Origin of the sequence: Pseudomonas fluorescens, assembly GCF_902497625.1 — a bacterium.
Classification (GTDB): Bacteria; Pseudomonadota; Gammaproteobacteria; order Pseudomonadales; family Pseudomonadaceae; genus Aquipseudomonas; species Aquipseudomonas fluorescens_BQ.
Genome location: NZ_CABVGX010000052.1, coordinates 1 through 14,298, shown reverse-complemented (window position 1 = coordinate 14,298; position 14,298 = coordinate 1). Strand labels below are relative to the sequence as shown.

The following is a 14,298-nucleotide window of genomic DNA, read 5'->3' as shown; positions in this document are numbered from 1 at the left end:
AAACAATCAGCAAGTTTTTTTCTCCGCGACCCGAATTCGGCATCGCGTAACCCCTAGATAAGGATCGCTGATTTCTTTTCAAGAGATCGTTCGAAAAATTTTTTCAGGCCGCTTCCGCCACTGACAAACCCAGCAAACGCGAGACCTGTTCCAGTTCGGTTTCACGTCGAAGCACGGTGAACAGCTCTACCGCTTCGGGGTAATTGCGGGTCAACATGGCCAGCCATTGCTTCAGACGACCGGGCGACTGGCGCGCGGTCATCTGGGCCTTTGCTTGCAGCCAGAAGTCCTGAAGCAACGGCAGCAATTCAGCCCAGGTCATTTCGACGACTTCTTCACCTGCCCTTGCAGCGGCGATCTGCCTGGCCAGGTCCGGACGCGACACCAGTCCGCGACCGAGCATGATGTCTTCCACACCGCTGATTTCACGGCAACGGCGCCAGTCTTCGACGCTCCAGATATCGCCGTTGGCGAACACCGGCACCTTGACCACGTCCTGCACGCGAGGAATCCATTCCCAATGCGCCGGCGGTTTATAACCGTCGGTTTTAGTCCGCGCATGCACCACAATGTGCGCCGCGCCGCCTTCGGCCAGCGCTGTGGCACACACCAGCGCACCGTCGGGGCTGTCGAAACCCAAGCGCATTTTGGCGGTAACCGGTATGTGCGCGGGAACGGCGCGGCGTACGTGCTCGACGATTTGATTGAGCAGCTCGGGCTCCTTGAGCAACACCGCCCCGCCGCGGGACTTGTTGACGGTCTTCGCCGGGCAACCGAAGTTCAGGTCAATGACTTCGGAACCGAGCTCGCAAGCTAGCGCTGCGTTTTCTGCCAGGCACACTGGATCGGAACCGAGTAATTGCACGCGCAAAGGCACACCAGATGCCGTGCGCGAACCCGTCAGCAACTCAGGACCAAATTTGTGAAAGTAAGCTGGCGTGAGCAACTGATCGTTGATGCGGATGAACTCGGTCACACACCAATCGATGCCGCCGACGCGAGTCAGGACGTCGCGCAGGATGTTGTCGACCAACCCCTCCATGGGCGCCAAAGCAATTTGCATGGAAAACACACTCGACGAAAAACGTGCGGCAGTTTACAGGTTTATCTCTGCAGGAGCTTGCAACGCCGGACCATAACCTTCGATGAATTCGACCGGCATGCGCTTGGGCTTGCCTGAGGACAATTCGATGCAGACAAACGTGGTTTGCGCACGCAGCAGTGTGGTGTTGTCGCGGGGGCGTTTGAGCTGGAAGTGGCGGGTCATCTTCAGGCGCTGGTCCCAATCGACAATCCAGGTGGCCAATTGCAGTTCGTCGCCTTCATAGGCCGCTGCCAGATAATCGATCTCATGGCGCACCACGGCCATCGCCCGATCAAGGCGCCGGTACTCGACCAGATCCAGCCCGAGCCGCTGCGAATGACGCCAGGCGCAGCGCTCGAGCCAGGTCACGTACACGGCATTGTTGGCGTGACCCAGACCGTCGATGTCCTCGGCAGCCACTTCCAGATCAATGATAAAAGGCGTTACCCGATCCCAGCCCATGCCCCACTCCCGGTCAGATTATTACGACCGGGGCAGTGTAACGGATGCTCAGGCCGATTGGCGCGATTGCAGGCTGCGTCCCGCCAGCAGTGATAACACGCCATCAATCACCCGAGGATCTGCCAGCACGCGCTGATGCCCACCCTCTTCCAGACGCAGCAAACGGCTGTCGAACCAGGCTTCATGGATCAATTGCGACTCTTTGACCCCGACGAGCTTGTCGTCTTCGGCGTGAACAATGAGGCCGGGCATATCGAGTTGATAGTGCGCGACATCCAGCGTAGCGGCGCGCATGCCGGCATCGTTCTCGACCTGGCGGATGAACGCCGAACGCGCTTTCGGGGGCAACCGCACGTAGCGTGCAAACCCGCGCAACACGCCGAGAATTCGCGCCGGGGCGGCGATGGTCACCAGGGTTTCGGTGCGCAAACCCAGTTGCACGGCGAGCATCGCACTGGCGCCGCCCATGGAGTGGCCGATGACGGCTTGCAGCGGCGGCAGTTCAGCGGCAGCTTCGAGCATCGCACGAGCGAACAGCACGACATTGGCTTCGCGACCGGGTGAACGGCCGTGCGCCGGGCCGTCCAGCGCGACTACGGTGTAACCGGCGTCGACCAGTGCGGTGATGAGACTGGCAAACTGCGTCGGGCGCCCTTCCCAACCGTGCATCAGCAACACCGCCGGGCCTTGTCCCCAACGCAAGGCCGACAGCCCGAAACGCAGGGTGATGCGTTCGGATTGGGCCAGCAGTGGCAACTCCCAGTCACGGGGCGGCAGGTCTCGCGGCTTCATGAACGCCAGTCGCATCTTGCTCGCGACCAATTGCGGTGCAAACCAGCCCAAGGTGCCATTAACGCCACGAACCCACTTTAACGTGCCCATCGCTCTCACTCCTCAGGCCGATGCCTTCAGGTCATAGCACCGCCGATTTGGCGGCGCGCAGCAATCGATCAGATAAATCACCCGGTCCCAACGCGCGGGCCAGGGCCAAACCACCCACCATCAATGCCATGTCAGCCAGGGCTTTTTCGGTGTCTTCCGGGCTGGCCGCCAACTGCGCGACCATCAATTCAACGTGCTCATTCAAGGCCACCCGAAACGCATCCGGCAGACGGCCCAGCTCACCCACAGACGCGGGAATCGGGCAGGCAGAGTCGGAAGAGTCGCGGTGCTTGCGGGACAGGTAAAACGCAGCGACCAAGGCCCGACGTTCTTCACCGGTCAAATCAGCGTCCATGTCAGCGATCAAGCCACGGCGGTGACCCAGCAGCTGCTTGAACGCTTCCAGCATCATCGCGTCCTTGCTTTCGAAATGAGCGTAGAAGCCACCGACAGTCAGGCCGGCTGCCCCCATCACTTCGCCCACGCTCGGCTCAGCCGGACCACGCTGAATCAATGCTGCACTGGCGGCCTTGAGAATGCGTTCACGGGTTTGAGCTTTTTTATCGTTCATCGTTGCCTCCGAATATTACGATTAGAATATTATCCGCATAATAATTTTTCGCAAGTCATGACTGTGACCGCTGGTCTGAAGCACAGTTTGAAAGATCGAGGGGGATTTGGCCAAACGCCAGACAAACAAAAGGGCCATTCAATAATTGAATGACCCTTATAAATCCCGCAGAGCGGGTAATCGTGGCGTCCCCTAGGGGACTCGAACCCCTGTTACCGCCGTGAAAGGGCGGTGTCCTAGGCCACTAGACGAAGGGGACGCAAAACCTTCTGTACAACTGATCAGTGCTGAGAGCTGATCGATTCAAGGCCGGTGTGGCCAGACCTTGAACTGTAAATTGGTGGAGCTTAGCGGGATCGAACCGCTGACCTCCTGCATGCCATGCAGGCGCTCTCCCAGCTGAGCTAAAGCCCCGGATTTTTCGCCTCGCGGCGGAGTGACATCTTGCAATATCACTTCTGTAAAACTGGCGTCCCCTAGGGGACTCGAACCCCTGTTACCGCCGTGAAAGGGCGGTGTCCTAGGCCACTAGACGAAGGGGACGCAAACCCTTCTATACACCAGATCAACGCTGAGTGTTGATCGCTTCAAGACCGGTGTGGCCAGACCTTGAAGTGTAAATTGGTGGAGCTTAGCGGGATCGAACCGCTGACCTCCTGCATGCCATGCAGGCGCTCTCCCAGCTGAGCTAAAGCCCCTCATCGCTGAGGACGGGGCGAATCTTAATGGCGCTTCAGGAGTGTGTCAAACTTATTTTTAACAATTTCTAAAGTTTTTTGCCGACATAACAATCACTTACCGCCCGCCCCCGTAATGTCGGGGTGATGCGTTCCCTGTAGCAGCTGCCGGAGGCTGCGTTCGACGCGCAGCGGTCGCCTTACAGGCGCTCCGACCTTTCAGATAGATTGTGGCGCGGGCAAGAGGTTGCTGCGCAACCCGACGCAGCCTGCGGCAGCTGCTACATGGGAACGATGTAATTAGGTGGCCTTAAGTGGAGTCAGGCGATGTTCGCCAGCAGTTTTTCCCACTCCTTGTTTTCCTTCTTCGACACGCCACCGAGCAAGTCGATGGCCTGGCGCAGACGGAAACGCGTCAAGTCCGGGCCGAGAATTTCCATCGCATCCAGCACCGAAACCGAACTGGCCTGGCCGGTAATCGAGGCAAACATCAGTGGCATGGCGTCACGCAATTTCAGCTCCAGGGATTCGACCACCGCCTGAATCGTCGCGGTGATGCTGTCCTTCTCCCACTGACGCAGGCTTTCCAGCTTCCACAAAATCAACTGCATCAACTGACGAACCTGATCGCCCGAGAGCTTTTTCGATTCAAACAGCTTGGCATCGGGATTCACGCCACCGGCAAAGAAGAAACCCGCCAATGGTGCGACCTGGCTGAAGGTTTCGACACGACCCTGTACATGCGGGGCGATTTTCATCATGTAGTCGGGGTTCAGCGCCCAGGTTTGCAGGCGCGAAGCGAACTCTTCGACCGGCAGGTCGCGCAGCCACTGGCCGTTGAGCCAGGACAGTTTCTCGATGTCGAAAATCGGTCCGCCGAGGGACACGCGACTCAAGTCAAAGTGCTCGACCATTTCCTGCAACGAGAACTTTTCGCGCTCATCCGGCATCGACCAGCCCATGCGACCCAGGTAGTTGAGCATCGCTTCGGGCATGAAGCCCATGCGCTCGTAGAACGTTACCGAGGTCGGGTTCTTGCGCTTGGACAACTTGCTCTTGTCCGGGTTACGCAGCAGCGGCATGTAGCACAGCTCTGGTTGTTCCCAGCCAAAGTACTCGTAGAGCAGAATCAGTTTCGGCGCCGAAGGCAGCCATTCCTCACCCCGCAATACGTGGGTGATGCCCATCAAATGGTCATCGACCACGTTGGCGAGGAAGTACGTCGGCAGACCATCGGTCTTCATCAGCACCTGCATGTCCATGCGGTCCCACGGGATCTCGACGTCGCCACGGAGCATGTCCGGCACCACGCAGACGCCTTCACTCGGCACTTTCATGCGAATGACATGCGGCTCGCCGGCGGCCAGGCGACGAGCGACTTCTTCCTTCGACAGCAGCAGCGCACGACCGTCATAACGCGGCGTTTCGCCACGAGCCTGTTGCTCGGCGCGCATCTGATCCAGCTCTTCTGCGGTGCAGAAGCACGGGAAGGCATGACCCATTTCGACCAGTTGCTGGCAGTACTTTTGATAAATATCGCCGCGCTCGCTTTGCCGATACGGACCGTGTGGGCCGCCGACGTCCGGGCCTTCGCTCCAGTCGATGCCCAACCAGCGCAGCGCGTCGAAAATCTGCTGCTCGGACTCGCGGGTCGAGCGCAGTTGATCAGTGTCTTCGATCCGCAGGATGAACTCGCCGCCGTGCTGCTTGGCAAAGCAATAGTTGAACAATGCGATGTAAGCGGTACCTACGTGGGGGTCCCCGGTAGGCGATGGCGCGATGCGCGTGCGGACGGTGGTCATGGCAAGTCTCGAAATGAAGATAAAACAAAGCGCGAATGGTAACAGGCGTAGCCCGTCCCGCTCCAGTGAGCAGGGCAGATATGCGAGGCTTGCGTCGAAACAGGCTGGCGGCGGGGGTTTAGCTTAACGGACCACTCGGGCTGAAAACTGCTGTGTTCGATCAGACGCCTTCGCGAGCAAGCCCGCTCCCACAGTTGACCGGGTTGCTCCCGCTAAACTCGGTTTATTGTGGGAGCGGGCTTGTCCGCGAAGATGTCATCCAACGCGAAGCAACTATCAGACCTCGATCAACCGTTCCCGCAACTTGCCAATCTCGTCTCGCATTTGCGCCGCAGCCTCGAATTCCAGATCGCGGGCCAACTGATACATCTTCTCTTCCAGACCTTTGATGCGTTTGGCGATTTCTCCTGGCGAGCGCAGTTCGGCTTCGTACTTGGCGCTTTCTTCGGCGGCCTTGGCCATGCCCTTGCGCTTCTTGCTGCGCGAACCCGGCACCGTGGCGCCTTCCATGATATCGGCGACATCCTTGAACACGCCTTTGGGCGTGATGCCATTAGCCAGGTTAAAGGCAATCTGCTTTTCGCGCCGACGCTCAGTTTCACCGATCGCCCGCTCCATAGAGCCGGTCATGCGGTCGGCATACAGAATCGCCCGGCCATTGAGGTTTCGCGCCGCGCGACCAATGGTCTGGATCAGCGAGCGCTCGGAACGCAGGAAGCCCTCCTTGTCCGCATCCAGAATCGCCACCAGCGAGACTTCCGGCATATCGAGACCTTCGCGCAGCAGGTTGATCCCCACCAGCACGTCGAACGTACCGAGGCGCAGATCGCGAATGATTTCGACCCGCTCCACGGTGTCGATGTCCGAGTGCAGATAGCGCACGCGCACACCGTGATCGGCCAGGTAATCGGTGAGGTCTTCGGACATGCGCTTGGTCAGCGTGGTGACCAGCACGCGCTCTTCCAGCGCGACACGCTTGGTGATTTCCGAGAGCAGATCGTCGACCTGGGTCAGCGCCGGGCGGATCTCGATCTGCGGGTCGACCAGGCCAGTGGGGCGCACCAGTTGTTCGACGACACGGCCAGCGTGTTCAGCCTCATAGTTGCCCGGCGTGGCCGACACAAAAATTGTCTGCGGGCTGATGCCTTCGAATTCGTCGAAACGCATCGGCCGGTTGTCCAGCGCCGAGGGCAGCCGGAAGCCGTATTCCACCAGCGTTTCTTTGCGCGAGCGGTCGCCTTTGTACATCGCGCCGACCTGCGGCACGCTGACGTGCGACTCGTCGATCACCAGCAGCGCGTCGGCCGGCAGGTAATCAAACAGCGTCGGCGGCGCCTGCCCCGATGCACGACCCGACAGGTAGCGCGAGTAGTTTTCGATGCCGTTGCAGTAGCCCAGTTCGAGGATCATCTCCAGGTCGAAACGGGTGCGCTGTTCCAGACGCTGGGCTTCGACCAGCTTGTTGTTGGAACGAAGATATTCGAGACGTTCCTGCAGTTCGACCTTGATGCCCTCGATGGCGCCGAGCAGAGTTTCGCGCGGTGTCACGTAGTGGCTTTTCGGGTAGAACGTGAAACGTGGCAGTTTGCGGATGACCTCGCCCGTTAACGGATCGAAGGCTGAAAGGCTTTCCACTTCGTCATCGAACAGCTCGATGCGGATGGCTTCGAAATCGGACTCCGCCGGGTGGATATCAATCACATCGCCACGCACCCGAAAGGTCGCACGGGCAAAATCGATGTCATTGCGGGTGTATTGCAGGTCGGCCAGACGGCGCAGCAAGGCACGCTGGTCAAGCTTGTCGCCGCGATCGACGTGCAGCACCATTTTCAGATACGTCTCGGGACTGCCCAGACCGTAGATGCACGACACCGTGGTAACGATGATCGCGTCCTTGCGCTCCAGCAACGCCTTGGTGGCCGACAACCGCATCTGCTCGATGTGGTCGTTGATCGAGGCGTCCTTCTCGATGAAGGTGTCCGAGGACGGCACGTACGCTTCCGGCTGGTAATAGTCGTAATAGGAAACGAAATACTCGACGGCGTTGTTCGGAAAGAACGCCTTGAATTCACCGTACAGTTGCGCGGCCAGCGTCTTGTTGGGTGCCAATACCAGGGTCGGACGCTGAACCTGAGCGATGACGTTGGCGATGCTGAAAGTCTTCCCCGAACCGGTCACACCGAGCAACGTCTGGTGCGCCAGCCCGGCCTCGATGCCTTCAACCATCAGGCGAATGGCTTCCGGCTGATCGCCGGCAGGCTCGAAGCGGGTGACTAGCTGGAATTCAGACATGAAATACCTCTGGGTTCACTCCCGCTCGGGCAAACCGGACAGGAACGAGAAAGACCGCAAACGACCGACGTCGCCCGAGGAAAAAACTGGATTGATCTCAATGTGGAGCCGATTGCCTGCGCTTTCAAGGCAAACGTCCTACATCCCTTGAAGTCTTTGACGCGGCCAATCGACTAACGGTCGAAAAATAATCGAGAAAACTTGCAGTAAAAACGGAAACGTCTGTCGCCATTGATCGGGAATGGACTCTATACTAGCTCCCCGTTTGTGCACCGCTCTAGTGCATTCGGCTGGAGCGCGACACGTCCCTCCACTCTCCATTCAGAGCCGCCGCAAAAATGAGCCTGTTCTCCGCTGTCGAAATGGCACCACGCGATCCAATCCTGGGCCTCAACGAAGCATTCAACGCCGATACCCGTACCAGCAAAGTCAATCTGGGGGTCGGTGTTTACTGCAACGAGGAGGGGCGAATTCCTCTCCTGCGCGCCGTTGTCGAAGCCGAGACGATTCGCGTCGCTCAACACGCCTCCCGTGGCTATCTGCCGATTGATGGCATTGCCGCCTACGATCAGGCTGTGCAGAAGCTGCTGTTCGGCAATGATTCTGCGCTGATCGCTGCTGGCCGGGTCATCACCACCCAGGCCGTCGGCGGCACTGGCGCACTGAAAATCGGTGCCGATTTCCTCAAGCAGCTGCTACCAAACGCTGTCGTGGCCATCAGCGACCCAAGCTGGGAAAACCACCGCGCGCTGTTCGAAACCGCCGGCTTCCCGGTGCAGAACTATCGGTATTACGACGCAGCCACCCATGACGTAAACCGTACCGGCCTGCTGGAAGACTTGAACGCCCTGCCCTCCGGTTCGATTGTTGTGTTGCACGCGTGCTGCCACAACCCGACCGGCGTGGACCTCAGCCCGGCGGACTGGAAAGACGTGCTGGAAGTCGTGAAAGCCAAGGGTCACGTACCGTTCCTCGACATGGCCTATCAGGGCTTTGGCGATGGCATCGACGAAGACGCCGCTGCCGTGCGTCTGTTTGCCGAATCGGGCCTGACATTCTTTGTTTCCAGCTCGTTCTCGAAATCTTTCTCGCTGTATGGCGAGCGTGTCGGTGCGCTGTCGATCGTCAGCGAATCCAGGGAAGAAAGCGCGCGCGTATTGTCGCAAGTCAAACGCGTGATCCGCACCAACTACTCCAACCCGCCCACCCACGGCGCGAGCATCGTCGCCGCCGTGCTGAACAGCCCGGAATTGCGCGCTCAGTGGGAAGAAGAACTGGCCGAAATGCGCTTGCGCATTCGCGGCATGCGCACCCAGATGGTCGACCTGCTGGCAAAAAATGCCCCGCAGCGCGACTTCAGCTTTGTCGGCCGTCAGCGCGGGATGTTTTCCTACTCGGGCCTGACCGTGGAGCAAGTGACCCGTCTGCGCACCGAGTTCGGCATCTACGCACTCGACACCGGCCGCATCTGCGTGGCCGCGTTGAACCAGAACAACATCGATGCAGTGACCAAGGCTATCGTTGCGGTGATCTGAAGGGTGGGCTGATACAAAAAAACGGGAAGCTTGGTGGCTTCCCGTTTTTTATTTGTTTCGATAATTTCCAACTCAGGGACTGGTGGCTCTAGACTGCGCACAGATCAAAACTGTGGGAGCGGGCTTGCTCGCGACGGCGGCCGCCTGGTCAGCATTTGAAGCGACAGACAGACCGCTTTCGCGAGCGTCCGCTCCCACAGGTGTTTTGTGCACCCTGAAACTTCAGAGAACCCACATGAAAAACGATGACCTGCGCGCCGAGCGCGACGACCTCGATCACCACGACGACTTCATTCCTCGCACCCCGGCCAAACAACGCAGCGGCAGCCTGGTGATGCCAGTGGCCACCGGCGTGTTCCTTGGCGGCCTCGCCTTGTGGCTGGTACAACTGGGCACCACGCTGCTTTACAACAAACTGATGCTGGCCACCGTTACCTTCGGCGGTTAAGCCAGTTCGCTGGCGCGCTGGCTGGCGGCATCGTCGTAGGCGACATACAGCGATTCTGCGATCTGGCTCTTGATGGCTTTGGCGCTTTCCAGGCCAAGCACAAAACCTTCGGCCTTGCCGCCTGCACGATTCAATTCTTCAGCGGTGCCGGCCTGGGTGATTGCATCGAGCAATTTCTCGGCGTGCGGGCCCACGCCTTTTGGCAGACTGATCTGAGCGATGCTCATGCGAACACCTCGCTACGGCAAGGTGTGAAAAACAGGTGGGTCATGACGCGTACCTTTTCGGCGAATGGCCGGCAGCGCGTGTAACCGCTTCCGGGCGACCATGGTAGACCTCTCCTGCGTTTCTGGTAACCGCCAATCGCGGATAAACCGCCGTCCGTCCCGCCAAATCTGTTCAACGAATAACAGATGCTTGACTTCTCTTTTTGAATCAGTAACATACACGCCATTCCGCGATAGCTCAGTTGGTAGAGCAAGTGACTGTTAATCACTGGGTCCCTGGTTCGAGTCCAGGTCGTGGAGCCAGACAGCAATAAACAAAAAGCCCCTGAGTCGAACGATTCAGGGGCTTTTTTTGTGGTCGTTGCCATACAGTCAAAAGATTGCAGCCTGCGGCAGCTCCTCCGTTGGATTGGCGTCCACCTCTTGGGGTGAAGACCAACCTGTAGGAGCTGTCGAGTGAAGCGAGGCTGCGATTTTTTTATCGGACAGCCTTTCAAGCAACTACATCTGCTAGACGTGCTCACTGCTTTTCACATGCACCACCCGCGGCCCGCCATGCTCGTGATCGGCTTCCACGACCGGGATTTCCTTGCCGTCGCAATCGTGCAGTTTGCCTTCGCTGAAATAATCCCCTTCACGCAACGCCGCCAGATCCTGATAGCGCAGCACACGCTCGGTGCCCGCCGCAAACACCGACTGCTGATCCGAGTTGCCCGCAGTCAAATGATTGAACGCCAAGTTGAGCACGATGGCCATGATCGCCGACGAGCTGATGCCCGAGTGGAAAATCGTCGCGAACCAGCTTGGGAATTGATCGTAGAAGTTCGGCGCGGCAATCGGAATCATGCCGAAACCGATGGAGGTCGCGACGATGATCAGGTTGACGTTATTGCGGTAATCGACTTTTGACAGCGTGCGGATCCCGCTGGCAGCCACGGTACCAAACAGCACAATGCCGGCGCCGCCGAGTACCGAGGTCGGCACAGCGGCAATCACCCGCCCCATAAAGGGCAGCAAGCCAAGGATCACCAGAAACAGCCCGCCGGTGGCGACCACGAATCGGCTTTTGATGCCGGTCACCGCCACCAGCCCGACGTTCTGGGCAAAAGCGCTTTGGGTGAAGGAGCCGAAGATAGGCGCGATCATGCTCGACAGCATGTCAGCCCGCAGACCATTACCCAGGCGTTTGGAGTCGACCTTGGTTTCGATGATTTCACCGACCGCGAGAATGTCTGCCGAGGTCTCTACCAGTGTCACCATCACGACAATGCACATCGACAGAATCGCGGCGAAATGGAAGGTTGGCATGCCGAAGTGAAACGGCGTGGGGAAGCCGAACATCGGCCCTTGCGTGACCGAGGAAAAGTCCGCCATACCGAGGAACACCGCGATCACCGTGCCGATGACCATCGCCAGCAGAATCGACAGACGCGAGATGGTCGCGCTGCCGACTTTACTCAGCAACAACACCAGCACCAGCGTGACTGCGGCAAGACCTATATTGGACATGCTGCCGAAATCCGGCGCCTGACTGTTGCCACCCATTGCCCAGCGTGCAGCCACTGGCATCAGCGTCAGACCTATGGTGGTGATCACGATTCCCGTCACCAACGGCGGGAAGAACTTGGTGATTCGTGAGAACACCGGGGTGATCAACAGTCCGATCAAGGAGGCGGCTATCACCGCGCCGAGAATCGATTGAAACCCGCCCTCCCCGCCACTGCTGACAATCGCCACCATGGTCGCGACGCCCGAGAACGAAACGCCCTGCACCAAGGGCAACTGACAGCCAAAAAACGGTAAGCCCAGCGTTTGCAGTAATGTCGCCAAGCCCCCCGCAAACAATGAAGCAGCAATCAATAAACCAATGTCCGCCGGTGACAGCCCGGCCGCCTGGCCGATGATCAATGGTACCGCGACAATGCCGCCGTACATGGTCAGAACATGTTGCAGGCCGTAAGCCATATTCGCGCCGACCCCGAGGTTTTCGTCCTCAGGCCGTTGGTGTGAAACATGGGGCGTTTTCATGATTGGGGGGTTCCCTGGTTTTTTGTTATGCGCACACTGTATGCAAGACTCACGACAAATGTCTATAGAGTTGTATACAACTCACCAGTCAAATTATGAACAGACGTTCAAATCAGCCTCGAAACTGGGTTCGCGCACGCAATAAAAACCTGCAATAAGCCTGCCGCCACCGGCACTGACGGCACCGAACAAGAAGATGCTCAGGGATGTCAAATCATTCAGCAGATCCGAGCAGTTTCGTCAGCGCCCCCCTGATCTGCGCGTCCTCGGGCAACCGAATGGCAAACTCACGGTTGAGCACGTCGATCAATTCCGGCAGTTCGGTGATTTCCCGCCGCTCGCTTTCCTGGCCAATCCGATGAATCGCGAAGCTGCCGTTGCTCAACGTACGGCGCCAGCCCTCCCCCGTTCGCGCCACCATCAACTGCCTGGCAAATGAGGATTGTGGATAAGTCGAGACATACCAGTTGCCAACGGCGTAATCGATTTCCTCCTGATGGTGCAGGTCAAAGATGTACATCGCCCGCCATTCGCCCGCGACCTTGGCGAACAAGGTGTAACCGTCACCGTGGCGCCTGATGCGATAAGGTTCATGCGCCGTCGCCTGCTCTTCCTCAGTGTCGAGCAGCAGGGGCGCCGTGGGCACCATGCCGCCAAACCCGACGTCGGTGATGTAGCGCGCGCCCTGCACAACGATCAGGTTCAAGCGGTGCGTGCGGGCCGTCCATGCCCCTTCGGGCTGGCCCATCACCACGCGACCGGTGATGCCACGCACCTCGTACCCCAGCGTCTGCAACAGCGCAAAGAACATCCCGTTCAGCTCATAGCAGTAACCACCGCGACCTTCGTGAAGGAGTTTTTGTTCGATTGATGGCAGGTCAATGAGCACTGGCAGGCCAGCAAGGGTATTGATGTTTTCGAAGGGAAAAACGCCGGTATGACGCAGCTGCAGCTGAGCCAGGGTTTCCAGCGTAGGCAGGGGTGGTGCGTCGAAACCCAAGCGTTGCAGGTACAGCGCAGGATTGCTCAAGCGTGGCTCGTTCATTGCGAGATCCTTATAAAGGGAATCGCGGATCGCTCCGCCGATAGCCGCCATGTATAAGGCAAACGCTCGCCGTCACGACAATTGATTTAGGCAATTGCCCTGACCGGCCGAACTTAGCGACGCTTGCGCGAGCTCAAACGGATCCACGTCGGTGCATGATCACTGGCGTGCGGTTCATTGCGCACCCACGCATCGACGCCCGCTTCGTGCAGGTAGGGACTCAGCGCTGGATTGAGCAGAAGGTGATCGATGCGCAACCCGGAATTTTTCTGCCAGTGCTGTCGGAAATAATCCCAGAACGTGTAGAGGCGGTCTTCGGGGTACAGATGCCGCAGGGAGTCGGTCCAGCCCTGATCCAGCAGACGCTGGTAGCACTCGCGACTTTCCGGCTGCAGCAGCGCGTCCTTGAGCCACGAACGCGGGTTATAGATGTCCAGGTCGGTAGGCACGACGTTGTAATCCCCTGCCAGCACCACCGGATGCTCACTGCTCTGCAACGCCTTGGCATAGCTGATCAGCCGCTCGAACCACGCCAGTTTGTAATCGAACTTGGGTCCCGGTTGAGGGTTGCCGTTGGGCAGGTACAAACAACCGACGAGTACGCCATGTACGGCCGCCTCGATATAGCGGCTATGGGTATCACTGTCGTCGCCGGGCAACCCACGGCGACTCTCGAGCGGTTGCGCATCCCGCGCCAGAATCGCCACACCGTTCCACGATGACTGCCCTTGCCAGATCGCACCATAACCGGCGGCCTCGATGTCTGCGGCGGGAAATGCCGTGTCCACCGATTTCAGCTCCTGCAAGCAGACAATGTCTGGCTTCTCACGCTCCAGCCAGGCCAGCAAATTGGGCAGCCGGGCACGCATGCCATTGACGTTGAACGTTGCGACTCGCAGATTCTTCACAGGCCAGCGCTCCTGCCGAGGATGATCTTTGTGTGACCTCGCCGCGTTCGGGTGGTTGCGTTGACCGGCACCTGGCAGGGGGAACCGACCGCTCGTCATCCTGTTGGCACCATCCTCATCGTCATTGACACCAACCTGAAGTAACGACTCAACCTTGGAGACAAACGATGATGAAGATCAAAATCACGCCGTTGCTTCTGGCCGGGTTGCTGTCTGCAGCATCCGTCACTGCATTTGCAGGCTCTGGCGATGGCGCAGATGCCACTGGCACCAAATCCGGATCGGTCGGCGGCGCTACAACAGCTCCCAACCCCAGCGCACCGCCGCGTCCCAATAC

Annotated in this window: 12 protein-coding genes and 5 tRNA genes; 3 read left to right on the top strand and 14 right to left on the bottom strand. The window is 58.7% G+C overall.

Annotation, left to right across the window (positions count from 1 at the left end):
* Positions 1–103 precede the first annotated feature (103 nt).
* The 10 genes from F8N12_RS23660 to uvrB form a co-directional block, all read right to left on the bottom strand.
* The gene (locus tag F8N12_RS23660) at positions 104–1,063 is read right to left on the bottom strand and encodes a tRNA dihydrouridine synthase (RefSeq protein WP_150582528.1); all 960 of its coding nucleotides are present in this window, start codon (positions 1,061–1,063) and stop codon (positions 104–106) included.
* Positions 1,064–1,096: 33 nt separating this feature from the next.
* A complete protein-coding gene (locus F8N12_RS23655; RefSeq protein ID WP_150582527.1) occupies positions 1,097–1,546 on the bottom strand; it encodes an acyl-CoA thioesterase in 450 nt (149 codons plus the stop codon).
* Positions 1,547–1,594: 48 nt separating this feature from the next.
* Positions 1,595–2,428, bottom strand: a complete 834-nt coding sequence (locus F8N12_RS23650) for an alpha/beta fold hydrolase (protein ID WP_150582526.1) — start codon at positions 2,426–2,428, stop codon at positions 1,595–1,597.
* Between the two features lie 31 nt (positions 2,429–2,459).
* A complete protein-coding gene (locus tag F8N12_RS23645) occupies positions 2,460–2,999 on the bottom strand; it encodes a TetR/AcrR family transcriptional regulator (RefSeq protein ID WP_150582525.1) in 540 nt (179 codons plus the stop codon).
* Positions 3,000–3,182: 183 nt separating this feature from the next.
* Positions 3,183–3,258: transfer RNA gene (locus F8N12_RS23640), tRNA-Glu, on the bottom strand.
* 79 nt (positions 3,259–3,337) lie between these two features.
* A tRNA-Ala gene (locus tag F8N12_RS23635) sits at positions 3,338–3,413 on the bottom strand.
* A gap of 53 nt (positions 3,414–3,466) precedes the next feature.
* Positions 3,467–3,542 (bottom strand) — tRNA-Glu (locus F8N12_RS23630).
* Positions 3,543–3,621: 79 nt separating this feature from the next.
* Positions 3,622–3,697, bottom strand: a tRNA-Ala gene (locus F8N12_RS23625).
* A 299-nt stretch (positions 3,698–3,996) separates the two neighbouring features.
* Positions 3,997–5,478, bottom strand: coding sequence for a glutamate--tRNA ligase (gene gltX, locus F8N12_RS23620; protein WP_150582524.1), 1,482 nt, complete (start codon positions 5,476–5,478; stop codon positions 3,997–3,999).
* 276 nt (positions 5,479–5,754) lie between these two features.
* Complete coding sequence (uvrB, locus tag F8N12_RS23615; protein WP_150582523.1) at positions 5,755–7,770, bottom strand: excinuclease ABC subunit UvrB; 2,016 nt, start codon at positions 7,768–7,770, stop codon at positions 5,755–5,757.
* 338 nt (positions 7,771–8,108) lie between these two features.
* On the opposite strand from uvrB, the gene F8N12_RS23610 reads away from it, so the two are divergent.
* Both F8N12_RS23610 and F8N12_RS23605 read left to right on the top strand, forming a co-directional pair.
* Positions 8,109–9,305 (top strand): amino acid aminotransferase, encoded by a 1,197-nt coding sequence (locus F8N12_RS23610; protein ID WP_150582522.1) that lies wholly within the window; start codon positions 8,109–8,111, stop codon positions 9,303–9,305.
* A 235-nt stretch (positions 9,306–9,540) separates the two neighbouring features.
* Positions 9,541–9,753 (top strand): hypothetical protein, encoded by a 213-nt coding sequence (locus F8N12_RS23605; RefSeq protein WP_150582521.1) that lies wholly within the window; start codon positions 9,541–9,543, stop codon positions 9,751–9,753.
* On the opposite strand, the gene F8N12_RS23600 is transcribed toward F8N12_RS23605, so the two are convergent.
* Complete coding sequence (locus tag F8N12_RS23600) at positions 9,750–9,980, bottom strand: hypothetical protein (RefSeq protein ID WP_150582520.1); 231 nt, start codon at positions 9,978–9,980, stop codon at positions 9,750–9,752. The two genes, F8N12_RS23605 and F8N12_RS23600, sit on opposite strands and share 4 nt — an antisense overlap.
* A 227-nt stretch (positions 9,981–10,207) precedes the next feature.
* Between F8N12_RS23600 and F8N12_RS23595 the strand changes: the two genes are divergently transcribed.
* Positions 10,208–10,283 (top strand) — tRNA-Asn (locus F8N12_RS23595).
* Between the two features lie 207 nt (positions 10,284–10,490).
* Here the strand turns inward: F8N12_RS23595 and F8N12_RS23590 are convergent.
* The 3 genes from F8N12_RS23590 to F8N12_RS23580 all read right to left on the bottom strand — a co-directional run bounded on the left by F8N12_RS23590 (position 10,491) and on the right by F8N12_RS23580 (position 13,961).
* Positions 10,491–12,008, bottom strand: coding sequence for a nucleobase:cation symporter-2 family protein (locus tag F8N12_RS23590; RefSeq protein ID WP_150582519.1), 1,518 nt, complete (start codon positions 12,006–12,008; stop codon positions 10,491–10,493).
* A 214-nt stretch (positions 12,009–12,222) separates the two neighbouring features.
* Entirely contained in the window at positions 12,223–13,053 is an 831-nt protein-coding gene (locus F8N12_RS23585) for an arylamine N-acetyltransferase family protein (protein ID WP_150582518.1), read from the bottom strand.
* Positions 13,054–13,166: 113 nt separating this feature from the next.
* On the bottom strand, positions 13,167–13,961 hold the full coding sequence (locus F8N12_RS23580) for an exodeoxyribonuclease III (protein ID WP_150582517.1): 795 nt from the start codon (positions 13,959–13,961) through the stop codon (positions 13,167–13,169).
* Between the last annotated feature and the right edge of the window lie 337 nt (positions 13,962–14,298).

Coding starts and splice junctions, on each gene's coding strand:
- F8N12_RS23605 (WP_150582521.1), top strand. CDS start 9,541: ATGAAAAACGATGACCTGCGCGCCGAGCGCGACGACCTCGATCACCAC.
- F8N12_RS23645 (WP_150582525.1), bottom strand. CDS start 2,999: ATGAACGATAAAAAAGCTCAAACCCGTGAACGCATTCTCAAGGCCGCC.
- F8N12_RS23610 (WP_150582522.1), top strand. CDS start 8,109: ATGAGCCTGTTCTCCGCTGTCGAAATGGCACCACGCGATCCAATCCTG.
- F8N12_RS23585 (WP_150582518.1), bottom strand. CDS start 13,053: ATGAACGAGCCACGCTTGAGCAATCCTGCGCTGTACCTGCAACGCTTG.
- F8N12_RS23660 (WP_150582528.1), bottom strand. CDS start 1,063: ATGCAAATTGCTTTGGCGCCCATGGAGGGGTTGGTCGACAACATCCTG.
- gltX (WP_150582524.1), bottom strand. CDS start 5,478: ATGACCACCGTCCGCACGCGCATCGCGCCATCGCCTACCGGGGACCCC.
- F8N12_RS23655 (WP_150582527.1), bottom strand. CDS start 1,546: ATGGGCTGGGATCGGGTAACGCCTTTTATCATTGATCTGGAAGTGGCT.
- F8N12_RS23600 (WP_150582520.1), bottom strand. CDS start 9,980: ATGAGCATCGCTCAGATCAGTCTGCCAAAAGGCGTGGGCCCGCACGCC.
- F8N12_RS23590 (WP_150582519.1), bottom strand. CDS start 12,008: ATGAAAACGCCCCATGTTTCACACCAACGGCCTGAGGACGAAAACCTC.
- F8N12_RS23650 (WP_150582526.1), bottom strand. CDS start 2,428: ATGGGCACGTTAAAGTGGGTTCGTGGCGTTAATGGCACCTTGGGCTGG.
- uvrB (WP_150582523.1), bottom strand. CDS start 7,770: ATGTCTGAATTCCAGCTAGTCACCCGCTTCGAGCCTGCCGGCGATCAG.